We start from the raw sequence: 15001 nt of genomic DNA on the forward strand, positions 1-15001 counted from the left end.
TGCCCACCCCCCTCCGGCCCCCGCCCCCGCCGAACGGGCACCGAGCCACCGTCCCGCGCCACCTGACCCCGGTCCCGACGGGCGGTCACCGGCCCGCCGTTCTCCGGTGCCTCAGCACGCTCCTGCCGTACGGACATCGAGCCCCCGTCCCGCACTTCCCGGCCCTGTTCCTGCCGAGCGGACACCTGCCCACCGCCCTCCGGCGCCTCAACTCGCCCCGGCCGAGCGGACACCGTCTCCCCCACCAGCCCTTCTCCGCCCTGTTCCCGGCGAGCGGGCAGCGGGCCCCCGTCCCGCGCCTCCTGGCCCCGGTCGCGGTGGGCGGTCATCGGGTCACTGCTCCGCGGAGGCGGCGGGCGAGGCGGGCGAGTGTGGAGCGGTGGCGGTGGACGAACGAGGTCTTGGCGAGCGGCAGCAGGAGGCGGGCTGCCGGGAGGCCGCCTGGGAGTCGTAGGCGGGTCAGCCGGAGCAGGCCCGTGTAGCGGGTGGCGACCGTCTTGGCGCGGGCGGCTGACAGCAGTTCCTCGGCGGCGGGGCGCAGATGGGCGTACGCGACGGGCTGCATGCAGAAGGCGACGGTCGCCACCAGCCGCCGCACCTCGGCGCGGGCCTCGACGGCCCCCGGTCCCGGCAGCACGCTGTCGGCGATGACCAGCGGGATGCGGTTGCTGTTCTCGTACGGCTTCAGGCGGCGCAGGACGAGGTCCGTACCGACGCGCACGGCGGGGATGCCGTACACCGTGGTGGCGGTGAACAGGGCGGTGGAGAAGCAGCCGAGGACGACGTCCGGGCGGAGGCGTTCGTAGAGCACCTCGGCGAGGACGGGAAGGTCGACGACGTGCAGGGCCACGCCGGCGCGTGCGGCCTCCTCGCGGAGCGATTCGGTGTGCCGGCGGGGTGCGCTGGGGTGCGGCTTGAAGAGGATCGACACCGCACCGCCCCGTACCGCCTCGCGCACCATGCCGGCGTGCAGGGCGTCCTCCTCGGCGGCGCTGACGATGCCCGCCTCGGCCAGGTACTGGCCCAGCAACAGGGCGCCGCCCCGGGGCAGTTCACGTACCGCCTCCAGTTCGTCCTTGGCGGCGTCGGCGAGGACGGTGAGCGTGCGGCGCAGGGCGTCGGCGGGCAGCGGGTGGTGCTCGGCGCCGGGCCACTCGTCGAGCAGGTGCGGGCGCAGACCGGGGACCAGGTCCGGGTAGACGAACCGGGCGACGCGGCGCAGGACCTGCTGTTCCAGGCGGGTGCGCAGGGGGCCGTAGCTCATCAGGCCGTCGGCGTAGACGTGCAGGGTCGCGTCGGCGAAGACGCGGGCCAGGGTGAGGGAGGGAGGGGACTGGACCGACTCGGCGACCAGTTCGACGGGGGCGTCGGGGGCGATCCCCCAGGAGCGGCGCAGCGCCTGCTCGAACAGCGGGCGGTCCTCGGGGCGGGGCGACCAGACCGAGGGGTGGTTGGGGAAGATCGTTTCGTTCCAGGAGACGACCGCGTCGAAGTACGTCGCCAGGTGGGCGAAGCCGGGCAGTTCCTCCCACGGGGGCTGGGCCTCGGGGACGCCCGCGTTGGTGGACGTCACCAGCAGCCTCCGGCCGCCCTCCGCGAGCGGCAGCAGGCCCTGCGCGACGGCCGCGCAGACCGTGGCGAGGCCGTAGAGCGTGGAGGCTTCGACGAGCTGGACCGGGACGGGATCACAGGGCTCCGTGGGAACGGGGACGTTCATCGGGGGCACGCGGTCTTCCTCGGACGGTAGAGGGCGGTCAGGTCGGATCTGCGCTGTTCGTCCATGCCGTCGAGGACCTCGCGGAGCAGGTCCTGCGGCAGGGACGCGGCCAGGGCCCGGTACCGCCCGGGGAACTGTCTGGCCACCCGCTTGTCGAGCCGGTCGGTCCGCTTGAGGTGGAAGTGCGTCAGGCCGAGCAGGGTCCGTACGGCCTTGCGGTGCGCGCTCCGGTCCGTGCAGTGGGCGAGGGCCTCCTCGATGATCCGCTGGGAGGCCGGGAGGAAGTCGAGCTGCCGGTCGTCACCGACGCTGGTGAGGGAGTTGCCCACGTCCCTGCGGTAGAAGAGGCCCGCGAGGCCCACCACGGCGAACGTCCGGGTGTGCAGGTGCAGCCGCCAGTTCCACAGCCGGTCCTCGCAGGTCCTGAGGGAGGTGTCGAAGTACAGCAGCCCGCTGTCCCGCAGCCGGCTGTTGAAGCCGCCCGACCACGCGTTGACGTAGTCGGCCATGGTCTCCCGGTTCTCCTCGCCGATGCCCTCGACCGACGGGATCGGCACGCCGCGCCTGCTCTCCGGCGCCCGCTGCAGCGTGCGCTTCCTGCCCTGGGCGCGCAGATGGTCGACGCGGACGAAGTCGGTGCCGAGCCGGGTGCAGGCCTCGGCGAGCCTGGGGTAGTAGCCGGGCGCCAGCCAGTCGTCGCCGTCGAGGAAGGTGACGTACTCGCCGCGTGCCTCGTCGATCCCGGTGTTGCGGGCGGCGGAGGCGCCCCGGTTCTGCGGGTGGACGATGAGCCGGCTGTTGGGGAGGCGGGCGGCGGCCTGTTCGAGCAGGGCGCGGGAGCCGTCGGTGGAGTGGTCGTCGACGAAGACGTACTCGATGTCCGGGCCGGTGTTCCTGCGCAGTGAGCCCAGGCAGTCGGGGAGATAGGCGGCGACGTTGTGGCTGATGACCACGGAGGTGAGTTTCATAGGGCTCTCGGTGAGTCGTCGGCCGGTCAGCGGCTCGTCGCCGGCTGCGGCTGCCCGGACGCGGCGACGAGCACCGCGCCCGGCGTGGAAGCCGCCGGGCGGAGGCGGAGGTTGTCGCTGCCGGGCGCCTCCCCCGCGGGCCGGGCCCGCCGCGGCGCCGGCATGCCGGTGGCGAGGACGACCGTACGGCTGGGCCCCGCTGTACGCGAACCGGGGCGGCGAAGGCGGGAGTCGGCGCTCATGGCGGGGGCACTCCTCGTTGGTCGGGGGGAGGACGGGCGGGAGGCGTCGAGGAGCGGGGGCAGCGCGCGGGGGCGGGTGAGGTCGTACGGGTCGTCGATCGCCGGAACGCGGGCGGGGTCGGCGCGGACGAGTCCGGTACGGCCGAAGAAGCGGTGCCGGCGCTCGCGGAAACCGGACGCGTCCAGCGCGTAGGCGGCGCCGGTCTGCGGCAGGTCCCGGGGGCGGTTCCGGCGGCGCGGGCGGGACGACTTGTCGTGGTCGACGCCATGACCGCCGTCGGCCGGCGCCTCGAAGGGCCGCTGGGCTGGGACATGTGCGGCTCCGCCGCGCGGGCGCGACCAGCCGCGACGGCTCCGCGGACAGCCGACACATCGTCGCGGCCCCGCGGCGGAGCCGCAGATCGACACAGCCGGCGGAGCACACGGCACGCCCTCGGAGCCGCCGCGCGCGGGGATGACCGCGAGCACGGATGTCATGGGAGCTCCTTGATTCAAGGGGAGTACTGCTCTCAAACGGCCGCCGGAGTGAGGGGGTTACCTCGACTGAGGCATTCGGGGGACCCAGGCGGTCTTCGAACCCTGCCGCTGATCATTAGCGGTTGTGACGTTTCACACAGATCGCCAGGAAACATGACAAACAACCCCGCCGCCTTCCGGGCGAGTTGAGAGCAGTCGTGAGCCGGGTCAGGTTTGCAAGAGGTAAGAAACAGGGCAAGTTCCCCTTTCAACCATGGCATTTCGGACATGTCCAGCTCACTCGGACCGGCCCGGTGCAGGTCAGTTCGGACCATCAGGAGCGCGTACTCATATGCCCCATTCACCCGGAACACCGGAAGTCCCCATCGATCCCCACCCAGTTACCGCCGCCGAAGTCATCCCCGGCGACCTCGTCACCCTCTCCCCGCGGGACGCGGAGGAGCATCGGTGGTATGTCACACTGCACACGCTCCCCGAGTCGCCGGAGACGATCCGGCTGACCCTCCGCCCCCCGCTGGGCGGCCCGGACCACGACCAAGTCCTCGGCCGGGACCGGCTGGTGACCGTCGCCAGCCGGCGCATGGACGTCGACGCGGTGCCCCTCCTCTCCTCCCCCCGGCTCGACTCCGTCGAGTTCCACGACGGCGACCGGGTCGGCGCACTGCGGGCCGTCGACCCGCGGGCGGCGGAGGTGACGTACTTACGGCGCTGGGGTGTCTGGCACCGGGATCTCGACGCCGGGACGGGCGAGACCGCGTCGGACGCCGAAATACGGCGGTGGGCCGCGGAAGCCGACCGCGCGGGGAACGTCGTACGGCATCACCCGCGACCGGCGGCCGAGGCGTCCGTCCCCGGGCCGCGGCGGGTCGTCGTCACCGGGCTCGGGGCCGTCACGCCGCTCGGGATCGGAGTGGGCGAGCTGTGGCAGGGGCTGCTCGACGGGCGGCACGGGATACGGGAGCTGGCGGGCGAGGAGTTCGCGGAGCTGCCGGTGCGGATCGCCGGGACGGTGCCGGTGGATCCGGCCGCGCTGCTGCCCCGGCCGGCGGCGCGGCGGATGAACCGGGCCGCGCAGTTCGCGGTGCTGGCCGCGCGGGAGGCGTGGGCGGACGCCGGGTTCACCGAGGGCGGCACCCGGGAGAGCGGGCTCGACCCCGGGCGGGTCGGGGTGAGCCTCGGCGCCATCCTCGGCGACGCCTCCGTGCTCGTCGGCGGCGACCGGAAACTGCGGGAGAAGGGGCCGCGCGGGGTCTCGCCGCTGACGACTCCCATGACCGTGCCCTCGCAGGCCGCCTCCCAGGTCTCCCTCGACCTGCACATCACCGGCGAGGCCCGCACCGTCACCAGCGCGTGCGCCTCCGGCACCGAGGCGATCGGGCAGGCCATCGACCGCATACGGTACGGCCGCGTCGACCTCGCCCTCGCGGGCGGCGCCGAAGCGGTCGTCACACCGGCGATCATGGCGTCCTTCGCCGCGATGCGGGCGCTGGCCTCGGGAGACATGGCCGGCGGATCGCCGTCACGGCCGTTCGCCAAGGACCGGGACGGGTTCGTGAACGGGGAGGGGGCCGGGCTGCTCGTCCTCGAAGCCGAGGAGCACGCGCGGGCCCGCAGCGCGCGGATCTACTGCGAGGCCGCGGGGTGGGGGCTGTCCGCCGACGCCCACCACATGGCGGCACCCGACCCGTCCGGGAGCGGGGTCGCGCTGGCGCTGCGGCGGGCCGTGCGGGACGCGGGCGGGCACGTCGTCGACATCGTGCACATCAACGCGCACGCGACCGCCACGGTGGACGGCGACCTCGCGGAGGCGGGTGCGCTGGAGTCCGTGCTGGGGCGCCGGTCCGTGCCGGTCACCGCGCTCAAGGGGCACCTCGGGCATCTGCAGGGCGCCGCGGGCGGGGTCGAGGCGGTGGCCGCCGCACTCACGCTGCATCACGGGGTGGTGCCGCCGACGGTGGGGTGCGGCGAGGTGGACGACGCGGTCGCGCTGGATGTCGTACGGGGTGCGCCGCGGGAGTTGCCTCGGGACGGGGACCTCGTGCTCAGCAATTCGTTCGGGTTCGGGGGGCACAACGCGGTGCTGGCGCTGCGCAGAGTGCCGTAAGGGTGCCGTAGGGGTGCCGTAGGGGCGGTCAGCGGCGAGACTCGACGTATGGCGCCCATCACCGAGGTAGAAGGGCGGCGGGTCGCGCTCAGCAACCTTGAGAAGGTGCTGTATCCGGCCGCCGGGTTCACCAAGGGCGAGGTACTGCACTACTACGCGACCATCGCCGACGTACTGCTGCCGCATCTGCGGGACCGGCCGGTGTCGTTCCTGCGGTATCCGGACGGGCCCGACGGGCAGGTGTTCTTCACCAAGAACGTGCCGCCGGGTACGCCGGAGTGGGTCACCACCGCCGAGGTGCCCAGGATGGAGGGGCCGGCGCGGATGGTGCTCGTCCAGGATCTGGCGAGTCTGATGTGGGCCGCCAATCTGGTGACCGAGTTCCACACCCCGCAGTGGCTGATCAAGGCGCCCGGCGAGGCGGACCGGCTGGTGTTCGACCTCGACCCGGGGGCGCCGGCGACGGTCGTGGAGTGCTGCCGGGTCGCCGTGTGGCTGCGGGACCGGCTCGCGGCGGACGGGATCGAGGCGTGGCCGAAGACGTCCGGGGCGAAGGGGCTGCATCTGCTGGCCGCCGTGCGGGCCGCGTCGTCCGAGCAGGTCAGCGAGTACGCCAAGGAGCTCGCCGTGGAGGCGGAGCGGGAACTGCCGCGGCTGGTCGTGCACCGGATGACGAAGAGCCTGCGGCCCGGAAAGGTCTTCGTCGACTGGAGCCAGAACGCCGCGCGGAAGACCACCGCCACGCCCTACACGCTGCGGGCGCGGGCCCGGCCGCTGGTGTCGGCGCCGGTGACCTGGGAGGAGGTCGAGCAGTGCGCGGCGCCGGGGCAGCTGGCCTTCACCGCGGCGGACCTCGCCCCGCGCCTGCAGGACTACGGCGATCTGCTGGCCCCGCTGCTCGACGCGGGGCGGGCCGCGCGGTGTCCTGTGCTCAGCTAGAAGTGCCGGGGTGGGCCGTCTGCCGTCTGCGGCGCCGTGGGCGCTGGTCGCGCCCCCGCGGCAGAGCCGCACACCGATACAGCCCCGCGCCCCTTTGGGGCCGCTCCCCCTGCCCGCTCAGACCCGCTCCCACGTACGGCGGTCCCTGGCCATCGCGTGCAGGGCCTCCACATCCGCCGGCTTGAGCACGCCGCCGAGGCGGGCGAGGCCTGCGAGGTCCGTGTCCTGGAAGACGCGGACCTCGCGGAGGGGGGCGGTGATCTGGACGTCCGCGGGGCCTGCCACGGCGAGCAGCGGGTGGACCTCGGCGGTCAGGGCGTAGGAGGCGCGGTCGGCGTCGGCGCGGACGCGGCGCAGCAGCGGGCGGGATTCGCGGCGGCCCAGGGTGACCATGGGGTCGGCGATCCGGACCCGCTGCTTACGGGCGTACACGGTGTGGATCGCGAAGAGTCCGCCGGGACCGATCGCCAGGTGGTGGACGCGGTCGCCGCCGGGCAGCGGGATGGAGTGCAGGGCGTGCCAGCCCACGCCGTCCAGCCGGTCCAGGGCCTCCCCCACCGCCTGCTCGGCGGTCAGGGCCCGGCGGCGCGGGTCGGGGCGCAGCCGGTGGGCCGGTCCGGGGTCACGGTCCAGGGCGATGTGCAGGGCCTCGCCGGGGCGGTTGGGCGCCAGGTCGTCGTCCGGGTGGAGGGCGAGGCGGGCCAGTTCCGCGGAGGTCGGCACCGGGGGCGGGCCGACGGCGACGGGGCCGGTCAGGAAGGGGCCGAGGGCTTCGAGTACGCCCTCTCTGTGGTCGTCGCTGAGCAGGTGGACCCGGGCCGCCTCACGGTCGTACCAGGCGATGTTCCGCCCGTCCGTGAGGCAGACGTACAGCCGTTCCCGGCCGTGCCGCCAGGTCGGTATGACGCGCAGTCGGCTCATGCACCATCACCCCATGACCATGGGACCAGGCGGGGTGCTCCAGGGGCAAGGACCCGGTTACCTTTGGGATGAGTTGGCATGGGCTTGGGGAGGCTCGATTGCGGACCCGCGGGAACCAGCCAGACGTACCCGCTCCGGACGACCCGTGGAGCGAGATCGTGCCCGGCCTGTGGATGGGCGGGCACGAGGTCAGGGGCGCCTCGGGGCAGGTGGAGTTCGTCGTCGTGCACGACGAGTTCGATCTCGTGCAGAGCCTTCTCCGGCTGCCGGGGCACGGGCCGGACCCGGGCGTCGAGCACCATGTGTGGCCGATTCCGGACGGCCCGCTGGACGGCACGCAGCTCACGGGCGTGATGCGGCTCGCGCAGGCCGCGAGCGAGGCGCTGGACGAGGGCCGCAGGGTCCTCGTCCGCTGCTACCACGGCTACAACCGCTCCGGGCTGGTCGTCGCGCACACCCTGGTCCGGCGGGGCCGCTCCGCCGAGGAGGCGATCCGGCTGATCCGCGCCCACCGCTCGCCCTGGGCACTGCACAATGAGCTGTTCGTCGCGTACCTGCGGGCGGGGCTCTCGACGGCCCGGCTACTGGAGGAGCTGGCCGAATGACGCCGGCGCGCAGGCCGGCGGTCCCCCGGTGTACGGGACCCACGATCATCCAGGACCACAGGAGTGCCGTGCCCCTCAGCCGCCGCCGTGTCCGGGCCGTCCCGCCCGGGCGGCTACGGCGAGGGGTCGCCGTACCGCCTCCAGTGGGGGTGCCTGCTCTGCGCTCCTATGGACCAGCGTGGCGCGCGCCCCTCCTTGCGCGCTCCTAATGTGGCGATTAGTCAGATTCGCCACATTAATGGAGGTAACGGCCATGTCTCTGCGCACCGGCCTCATCCGCCGTCTCGCCATAACTGCCGCTGCCGTCGCGCTCGCCGGTGCGACCGCCGTGACGCCCGCCGTCGCGGATGACGAATGGGGCAGCAGCGGCGGTGACCCGGAGTTCAGCAGCGACGATGCAACGGACGAGTTCGGCGCCCGGGGCGACTATCGCGATCCACGCCGCTACCGGGGCGTGGTCACCGCCGACCGGCTGATCCTGCGCAGTGCGCCGGCACGTGGCAGCCGGCCGGTCCGGTCGGTCCACCGGGGCGATGTCGTCTCCATCTTCTGCAAGACACCCGGGCAGAGCGTGCAGGGCAACCCTCTCTGGTACCTCCTCACGGACGGCACCTGGGCCTGGGGTGCGGCGCGGTTCATCGACAACATCGGCCCCGCGCCACGCTGGTGCTGATGACGAAAGCTCACAAGAGGCACTATTCAGTTAAGTTCCGGATATGAGCAAGGCCGGAACCACTTCGGTAGCGGCGGCGGACCCTGTCACGGCCGTCGCACGCCTCCCCCGGCGCCGTGGCATCGAACTCGCCCTCATCGTCGTCGCCGTACTGCTGTCGGTGTACGGCTACTGCGATGTCGGCCTGGCGAAGAACGGCTCCCTCCCGCCCGGCGCCGCCGGCTACGGCGCCGGGCTGGGCGTGCTCGCGTTGCTGGCGCACTGCGCGGTCCGCCTGCGAGCCCCGTACGCCGACCCGCTTCTGCTGCCGATCGGCGTGCTGCTCAACGGGCTCGGCCTGGTGCTGATCTACCGGCTCGACCTGGAGACGCCGGACGACCGGGCGGCGCCCACCCAGCTGGTGTGGTCGACGCTGGGCGTGGGGTTCTTCATCGTCGTCGTACTGCTGCTGCGCGACCACCGGGTGCTCCAGCGCTATGCGTACGTGTGTGTCGTGGCCGCCCTCGCCCTGCTCACGCTGCCGATCTTCTTCCCGGCGGTGAACGGTGCCCGGATCTGGATCCGGATCGCGGGATTCTCCATCCAGCCGGGCGAGTTCGCGAAGGTGCTGCTCGCGGTGTTCTTCGCCGCGTATCTCGCCGCCAACCGCAACGCGCTGCGCTACACCGGCCGCCGCATCTGGCGCCTGCAGCTGCCGACCGGCCGCGTGCTCGGCCCGATCGTCGCGATCTGGCTGCTGAGCGTCGGGGTGCTGGTCCTTGAGCGCGACCTGGGGACGTCGCTGCTGTTCTTCGGCCTGTTCGTGGTCCTGCTGTACGTCGCCACCGGACGCACCGGCTGGATCGCGGTGGGGCTGCTGCTGGCCGCGCTGGGTGCGGTCGCCGTCGGCTGGCTGGAGCCGCATGTGCACAGCAGGGTCGAGGACTGGCTGCACCCCTTCGCGTCGATCGAGGCGGGCCTGGGCGCCAACCAGCTGGCCCAGTCCCTGTTCGCCTTCGCGGCGGGCGGCCTGCTCGGCACCGGCCTGGGGCTCGGCCACTCCGTCCTGATCGGCTTCGCCGCCAAGTCGGACTTCATCCTGGCGACGGCGGGCGAGGAACTGGGGCTGGCCGGCCTGTCCGCGATCTTCCTGCTGTACGGCCTCCTCGTGGAGCGCGGCTACCGGGCGGGGCTGATGCTGCGTGACCCGTTCGGCCGACTCCTCGCGGTCGGCCTCGCCTCGATCGTGTCGCTCCAGGTGTTCGTGATCGCGGGCGGGGTGACCGGCCTGATCCCGCTGACCGGCATGGCGATGCCGTTCCTGGCGCAGGGCGGCTCATCGGTGGTGACGAACTGGGCGATCGTGGCGCTGCTGGTGCGGGTCAGCGACTCGGCACGGCGGCAGTACGACGGGCAGGTGGCCCCATGACCCGGCACATCAGGCTCGCCGCGGTGTTCTGCGCCCTGCTCCTGGTCGCGCTCCTTGCGAACGCCGCCCGCATCCAGGTCTTCCAGGCCGGGCCCTACGACGACAATCCGGCCAACCGCCGCCAGAACATCGCCCGTTACGGCCAGCCGCGCGGCGACATCCTGGCCGACGGCGCCCGGCTCACCGGCTCGGAGGACACCGGCGAGCAGCTCCGCTACGAGCGGACGTACGCACACGGCCCGATGTACGCGCCGGTCACGGGCTTCGCCTCGCAGGTGTACGGCACGACGCTCCTGGAGCACGCCGAGGACGACGTCCTGTCGGGCACGGACCCGATGCTCTCGCCGTTCCCGCTGTGGAACGACTTCACGCGGTCGCAGAACGCGGGCGGCGACGTCGTGACGACGATCGAACCGGCCGCGCAGAAGGCGGCGTACACCGGGCTCGGCGGGCGCAAGGGCGCCGTGGCGGCGATCGAGCCGGCGACGGGGCGGATCCTGGCGCTGGTGTCCACGCCGTCGTACGACCCCGCCCTGCTGTCCGGGAACGGGCCGGCGGTGAAACGGTCCTGGGAGCGGCTGAACGGCGACCCGGACAAGCCGATGCTCAACCGGGCGGTGCGGCAGACGTATCCGCCGGGCTCCACCTTCAAGGTGGTGACCGCGGCGGCGGCGCTGGACGCCGGTGTCCTGAAGAACCTGGACGAGCCGACGGACTCGCCCGACCCGTACACCCTGCCCGGCACGACGACCTCGCTGACGAACGAGGCGGACGGCTGCCGGGACGCCTCGCTGCGGGAGGCGTTCGTATGGTCGTGTAACACGGTGTTCGCGAAGCTCGGCGTGCGGGTGGGCGTCGCGGACATGGCGCGGACGGCTCAGGCCATGGGCTTCAACGACACCGAGGTGAAGATCCCCTTCTCGGTGGCGCCGAGCACCTTCGACACCTCGGTGGACCGGGCGCAGCTCGCGCTGTCGTCGATCGGGCAGTACAACACGCGGGCCACGCCCCTGCAGATGGCGATGGTCGCGGCGGCCGTGGCGAACGGCGGGCAGGTGCGGTCGCCGTACCTGGTCGAGCGGACCACCCGGGCCGGCGGCGCGACCGTGGCGACGGCCGGGTCGCGTCCGATGCGGCACATGATGCACCCGTCGACGGCCGTCCGCATGAAGGAGCTGATGGCCGACGTGGTCACGGAGGGCACCGGCCGGCACGCCGCCATCCGCGGTGCGACGGTCGGCGGCAAGACCGGCACCGCCCAGCACGGCGTCGACAACTCCGGGATGCCGTACGCCTGGTTCGTGTCCTGGGCGCAGCGCGACGGCGACATGCAGCCGAAGGTGGCCGTCGCGGTGGTGGTCGAGGACGCGTCGGCACGCCGGGGCGAGATCAGCGGGGGCGGGGACGCGGCGCCGATCGCGCGGGCGGTGATGAGAGAGGTACTGAACTCGTAGGCGGGCGTGCCCGATGGGTGAGACGGGGGTACCCGTCCCCCTCCTCCCGACCTACCGTTCGGTCCATGACGCATGCCGACATCGTGTACGAACTCGCCGAGGTCAACATCGCCCGCCTCAAGTTCCCCTTGGACTCCCCCGGGTTGAAGGACTTCGTCGACGCGCTCGACCCGGTCAACGCGGATGCGGACGCCGCTGACGGATTCGTCTGGCGGCTGCAGTCGGACGGCGGCGACGCGACCGACATCCAGGTCTTCGGCGACGAGTGGCTGATCATCAACATGTCGGTGTGGCGGGACGCGAACGCGCTGACCGCGTACATGTACCAGGGCCGGCACCGCGAGATGCTCGCGCGGCGGCGAGAATGGTTCGAGCGGGTCCAGGAGGCGATGGTGGCGATGTGGTGGGTCCCGGCGGGCCACCGCCCCACCGTCGCCGAGGCGGAATCCCGCCTGCTGCACCTGCGCACGAACGGCCCGACCCCGTACGCCTTCACCTTGCGTACGTCCTTCCCCGCGCAGGGTGCGCAGCCGGTGGCCCTGGAGGTCCCGGACGGCCTGGGCTGCCCGGCGTAGCGCTCCGCGGGACGCGCGGTGACGGGCCGACGGCCGTCTGCGTGCTCGTCGTGGCTGGACGCGCAGTTCCCCGCGCCCCGCGGCTGCGGCTGACCGTACGGATGGCAGTTCACGGCCGCACCGACGGTGACCGGGCGCGCGACCCGCGGACCGCCGCCCTGGTCGAGGCTCGCGCGGCGGATGGCTGAGACTGGTGCCGTGAAGAGCGAAGACACCCCCTTCGAGGGCGGACCGATGGACGGCCGCGTCCTGCCGGTGCTGCTGGGCATGACCGGGCACCCGCCCAAGACGTACCGCATCCCCGTCCCGGCACCGGACGGCGGCGAGCCGACCGTGCTCGTCTACCGCAGGGTGCCGCGCGGGCACAGCAGGCGGCTGGGGCTGACGCAGGGGTGGAAGTACGAGTACGACCCCCAGGGAAAGCGCGGCAGCGGACTGAAGTGGCCGTGGTCCAAGCCAGACACCACGCCGGGCGGCAAGCGGGATGACGCCGACGAGTGACGGCGTTGCGCCGAACCGCGCACACCCGGCGCGCGAAACACCAGTGGCCGCCTGATGCTCGCGGTGCGGAGCGGAGGGGCCGCCCGCACCGGAGGTGATGACATGTCAGGACGCCTTCTGCGTCTGGTCTGTACGGCGGCGGTGGCGACGCAGGCCGTTCTCGCGGCCGTACCCGCCATGGCCGTACCGAAGCCCGGCGACCGTTCGGTGGCCGCGCTGCTGACGGACCTTCAGCGACTGTACCGGGAGGCCGAGCAGGCCACCGAGACCTACAACGCCACCGAGGAGCAGCTGAAGAAGCAGCGCGCCGAGGTCGGCCGCCTGGACCGCTCCCTGGCCCGCGCCAGGCTCTCCCTGCACGACAGCCGTGGGGCGGCCGGACGGCTCGCGCGGCAGCAGTACCAGAGCAGCACCGACATCTCCCCGTACGTACGGCTCCTCCTGGCCCGGGATCCACAGCGCGCGCTCGACCAGGGGCATGTGATCGGGCAGGTGGCCCGGGATCGGGCCGAGACCCTGGACCGGCTCACCGGAACCGAGCGAAGGGCCGACGACCTCGCACGCCGGGCCCGCACCGCCCTGGACCGCCAACTCGCCCTCGCCGCACGGCAGAAGAAAGAGCGCGACGAGGTACGCAGACGCCTCCACGACGTCGAGCGACTCCTCGCCTCCCTCACCGCCGAACAGCTCACCGCCCTGACCGAGTTCGAGAAGAACGACACCGAGAAGGCGCAACGGAAATTCATGTCGTCCGGCGCCCTGACCGACGACCGCCCGCCGTCCCGAAAGGGCGACGACGCGCTGCGCTACGCCGTACGGCAGCTCGGCAAGCCCTACGAATGGGGCGCCGAGGGCCCGAAGACGTACGACTGCTCGGGCCTGACCTCACAGGCCTGGGAGCACGCCGGCACCCCCATCCCGAGAACCAGCCAGGAGCAATGGGCACAGCTCCCCAGAATCCCCCTGAAGAAGCTGCGCCCCGGCGACCTGGTCATCTACTTCCCCCAGGCCACGCACGTGGCGATGTACCTGGGCGACGGCAAGGTGGTGCACGCGCCAAGAACCGGCGAGAGGATCAAGCTGGCCCCGATCGCGGCCAACCCGATCCTGGGCGCCGTACGACCGGATGACGTCAGGAAGCCCCAGCCACCGAACCGAGATAAGCCTCGGTCTTCTCCGGCTCATAGAAGTAGTTCTCAAAGTCAGCCGGATCGTCGAAGCCATTGGCGAAGCGATCAGCCACCGGCTGCAACTGCCCTGCCGCCCCGATGAGGTTCAGCACATGCTCCGGCGGCGGAGCCAGCAGCGCGTTCGTCCACTTGGTGGTGTGCCGGGCGGTGTCCCAGTACCGCTCGAAAGTCCCCCGCATCCACGCCTCGTCGAACTCCTGCTCGCCATGCTCAAGGATCGAGGCGAGGTACGAAGCGGCGCACTTGGACGCGGAGTTGGAGCCCTGGCCGGTGATCGGGTCGTTCGCGACGACGACGTCCGCGACGCCGAGGACCAGCCCTCCGCCGGGAAGACGCCCGATGGGGTTGCGGACGGTGGGCGCGTATCGCCCGGCCAGTGTGCCACCGGCGTCGGTGAGTTCGACCTGCGTGGCCCGCGCGTACTCCCACGGCGTGAACCGCTCCATGAGTTCCAGGGTCAGGGAGAGGTGCTCCGCCGGGTCCTTGACGCCGTTGAAGACGTCCAGCGGGCCGCCGGGTATGCCCTCCCAGAACAGGATGTCGGCGCGGCCGGAGGTGGTCAGGCACGGCATGACGAACAGTTCACCGACGCCCGGGACCAGGTTGCAGCGGACGGCCTCGGTGTCGGGGTGCTCGGGGCGCGGGCCCAGGCCGTGGACGTACGACACGGCGAGCGCGCGCTGCGGCTCGCTGTACGGCGAACGCTCCGGGTCGCGGGCGAACATGGACACCAGCTCGCCCTTGCCCGCCGAGACCAGGACGAGGTCGTACGTACGGGAGAAGTAGTCGAGGTCGCCGACCGCCGCGCCGTGGATGACCAGCTGGCCGCCGCGCTGCGCGAAGGTCTCCATCCAGCCCGCCATCTTCACCCGCTGGTCGACCGACTGGGCGAACCCGTCGAGCCCGCCCAGCCAGTCGATCACGCGCTGCGTGGGGCCCGGGTCGTGCGAGCCGGGGGCCGCGACCGAGACGCCGAGTCCTTCGATCTTCGGGGCCTGGGACTCCCAGAAGTTCAGCTGGAGATCGCGCTCGTGCCGCAGCGCCGTGTGGAACATGCACTGCGTCGACATGACCCGGCCGTTGCGGATCTCGTCCGCCGTCCGGTTGGACATCAGGGTGACCTCGTACCCGTGCGCCTGAAGGCCGAGGGCGAGCTGGAGCCCGGACTGGCCGGCTCCGACGACGAGTATCTTCCGCATGCGGGTGGTGGCTCCTCAGTGGCAACAG

Annotated in this window: 12 protein-coding genes and 2 pseudogenes; 9 read left to right on the forward strand and 5 right to left on the reverse strand. The window is 72.5% G+C overall.

The annotated features are described in order from the left end of the window. Positions 1-325: 325 nt before the first annotated feature. The 3 genes and pseudogenes from GFH49_RS17605 to GFH49_RS17615 form a co-directional block, all read right to left on the reverse strand. A complete protein-coding gene (locus GFH49_RS17605) occupies positions 326-1717 on the reverse strand; it encodes a polysialyltransferase family glycosyltransferase (protein WP_155056905.1) in 1392 nt (463 codons plus the stop codon). Then, positions 1714-2685, reverse strand: a complete 972-nt coding sequence (locus GFH49_RS17610; RefSeq protein WP_155056853.1) for a glycosyltransferase family 2 protein — start codon at positions 2683-2685, stop codon at positions 1714-1716. The genes GFH49_RS17605 and GFH49_RS17610 overlap by 4 nt, the downstream gene beginning before the upstream one ends. A 254-nt stretch (positions 2686-2939) precedes the next feature. Further along, positions 2940-3218 (reverse strand): annotated as a pseudogene (locus tag GFH49_RS17615) (transferase); the annotation flags it as partial. A 517-nt stretch (positions 3219-3735) separates the two neighbouring features. Between GFH49_RS17615 and GFH49_RS17620 the strand changes: the two are divergent. Further along, complete coding sequence (locus GFH49_RS17620; RefSeq protein WP_155056854.1) at positions 3736-5508, forward strand: beta-ketoacyl-[acyl-carrier-protein] synthase family protein; 1773 nt, start codon at positions 3736-3738, stop codon at positions 5506-5508. A 48-nt stretch (positions 5509-5556) separates the two neighbouring features. After that, a complete protein-coding gene (ligD, locus tag GFH49_RS17625; protein WP_155056855.1) occupies positions 5557-6447 on the forward strand; it encodes a non-homologous end-joining DNA ligase in 891 nt (296 codons plus the stop codon). 117 nt (positions 6448-6564) lie between these two features. Here ligD and GFH49_RS17630 read toward each other — a convergent pair whose 3' ends face one another. Continuing rightward, entirely contained in the window at positions 6565-7368 is an 804-nt protein-coding gene (locus tag GFH49_RS17630; RefSeq protein WP_155056856.1) for a nuclease-related domain-containing protein, read from the reverse strand. Between the two features lie 98 nt (positions 7369-7466). Here GFH49_RS17630 and GFH49_RS17635 point away from each other — a divergent pair, with 98 nt between their 5' ends. From GFH49_RS17635 to GFH49_RS17665, 7 genes and pseudogenes are all read left to right on the forward strand, one after another. Then, on the forward strand, positions 7467-7973 hold the full coding sequence (locus GFH49_RS17635) for a protein-tyrosine phosphatase family protein (protein ID WP_155056857.1): 507 nt from the start codon (positions 7467-7469) through the stop codon (positions 7971-7973). 253 nt (positions 7974-8226) lie between these two features. Next, the gene (locus tag GFH49_RS17640) at positions 8227-8646 is read left to right on the forward strand and encodes an SH3 domain-containing protein (protein WP_155056858.1); all 420 of its coding nucleotides are present in this window, start codon (positions 8227-8229) and stop codon (positions 8644-8646) included. Between the two features lie 43 nt (positions 8647-8689). Next, on the forward strand, positions 8690-10054 hold the full coding sequence (locus GFH49_RS17645; protein WP_155056859.1) for an FtsW/RodA/SpoVE family cell cycle protein: 1365 nt from the start codon (positions 8690-8692) through the stop codon (positions 10052-10054). Further along, entirely contained in the window at positions 10051-11508 is a 1458-nt protein-coding gene (locus GFH49_RS17650) for a penicillin-binding transpeptidase domain-containing protein (protein ID WP_155056860.1), read from the forward strand. Before GFH49_RS17645 ends, GFH49_RS17650 begins: the two co-directional genes overlap by 4 nt. Before the next feature lie 65 nt (positions 11509-11573). Beyond that, positions 11574-12083, forward strand: a complete 510-nt coding sequence (locus GFH49_RS17655; RefSeq protein ID WP_155056861.1) for a DUF3291 domain-containing protein — start codon at positions 11574-11576, stop codon at positions 12081-12083. A gap of 198 nt (positions 12084-12281) precedes the next feature. Beyond that, positions 12282-12584: a DUF8847 domain-containing protein gene (locus GFH49_RS17660; RefSeq protein WP_155056862.1), complete on the forward strand. Its 303-nt coding sequence runs from the start codon at positions 12282-12284 to the stop codon at positions 12582-12584. Positions 12585-12686: 102 nt separating this feature from the next. Then, positions 12687-13727: pseudogene (locus GFH49_RS17665) on the forward strand (C40 family peptidase); the annotation flags it as partial. On the opposite strand, the gene GFH49_RS17670 reads toward GFH49_RS17665, so the two are convergent. After that, positions 13717-14973 carry a styrene monooxygenase/indole monooxygenase family protein gene (locus GFH49_RS17670; RefSeq protein ID WP_196218033.1) on the reverse strand — a complete coding sequence of 419 codons (1257 nt, stop codon included), beginning with the start codon at positions 14971-14973 and terminating at the stop codon, positions 13717-13719. The pseudogene GFH49_RS17665 and the gene GFH49_RS17670 sit on opposite strands and share 11 nt — an antisense overlap. Positions 14974-15001: the final 28 nt, after the last annotated feature.

Source organism: Streptomyces blattellae (assembly GCF_009709555.1).
GTDB classification, from domain to species: domain Bacteria; phylum Actinomycetota; class Actinomycetes; order Streptomycetales; family Streptomycetaceae; genus Streptomyces; species Streptomyces blattellae.

Coding starts and splice junctions, on each gene's coding strand:
- GFH49_RS17645 (WP_155056859.1), top strand. CDS start 8,690: ATGAGCAAGGCCGGAACCACTTCGGTAGCGGCGGCGGACCCTGTCACG.
- GFH49_RS17670 (WP_196218033.1), bottom strand. CDS start 14,973: ATGCGGAAGATACTCGTCGTCGGAGCCGGCCAGTCCGGGCTCCAGCTC.
- GFH49_RS17655 (WP_155056861.1), top strand. CDS start 11,574: ATGACGCATGCCGACATCGTGTACGAACTCGCCGAGGTCAACATCGCC.
- GFH49_RS17620 (WP_155056854.1), top strand. CDS start 3,736: ATGCCCCATTCACCCGGAACACCGGAAGTCCCCATCGATCCCCACCCA.
- GFH49_RS17610 (WP_155056853.1), bottom strand. CDS start 2,685: ATGAAACTCACCTCCGTGGTCATCAGCCACAACGTCGCCGCCTATCTC.
- GFH49_RS17640 (WP_155056858.1), top strand. CDS start 8,227: ATGTCTCTGCGCACCGGCCTCATCCGCCGTCTCGCCATAACTGCCGCT.
- GFH49_RS17605 (WP_155056905.1), bottom strand. CDS start 1,717: ATGAACGTCCCCGTTCCCACGGAGCCCTGTGATCCCGTCCCGGTCCAG.
- ligD (WP_155056855.1), top strand. CDS start 5,557: ATGGCGCCCATCACCGAGGTAGAAGGGCGGCGGGTCGCGCTCAGCAAC.
- GFH49_RS17630 (WP_155056856.1), bottom strand. CDS start 7,368: ATGAGCCGACTGCGCGTCATACCGACCTGGCGGCACGGCCGGGAACGG.
- GFH49_RS17650 (WP_155056860.1), top strand. CDS start 10,051: ATGACCCGGCACATCAGGCTCGCCGCGGTGTTCTGCGCCCTGCTCCTG.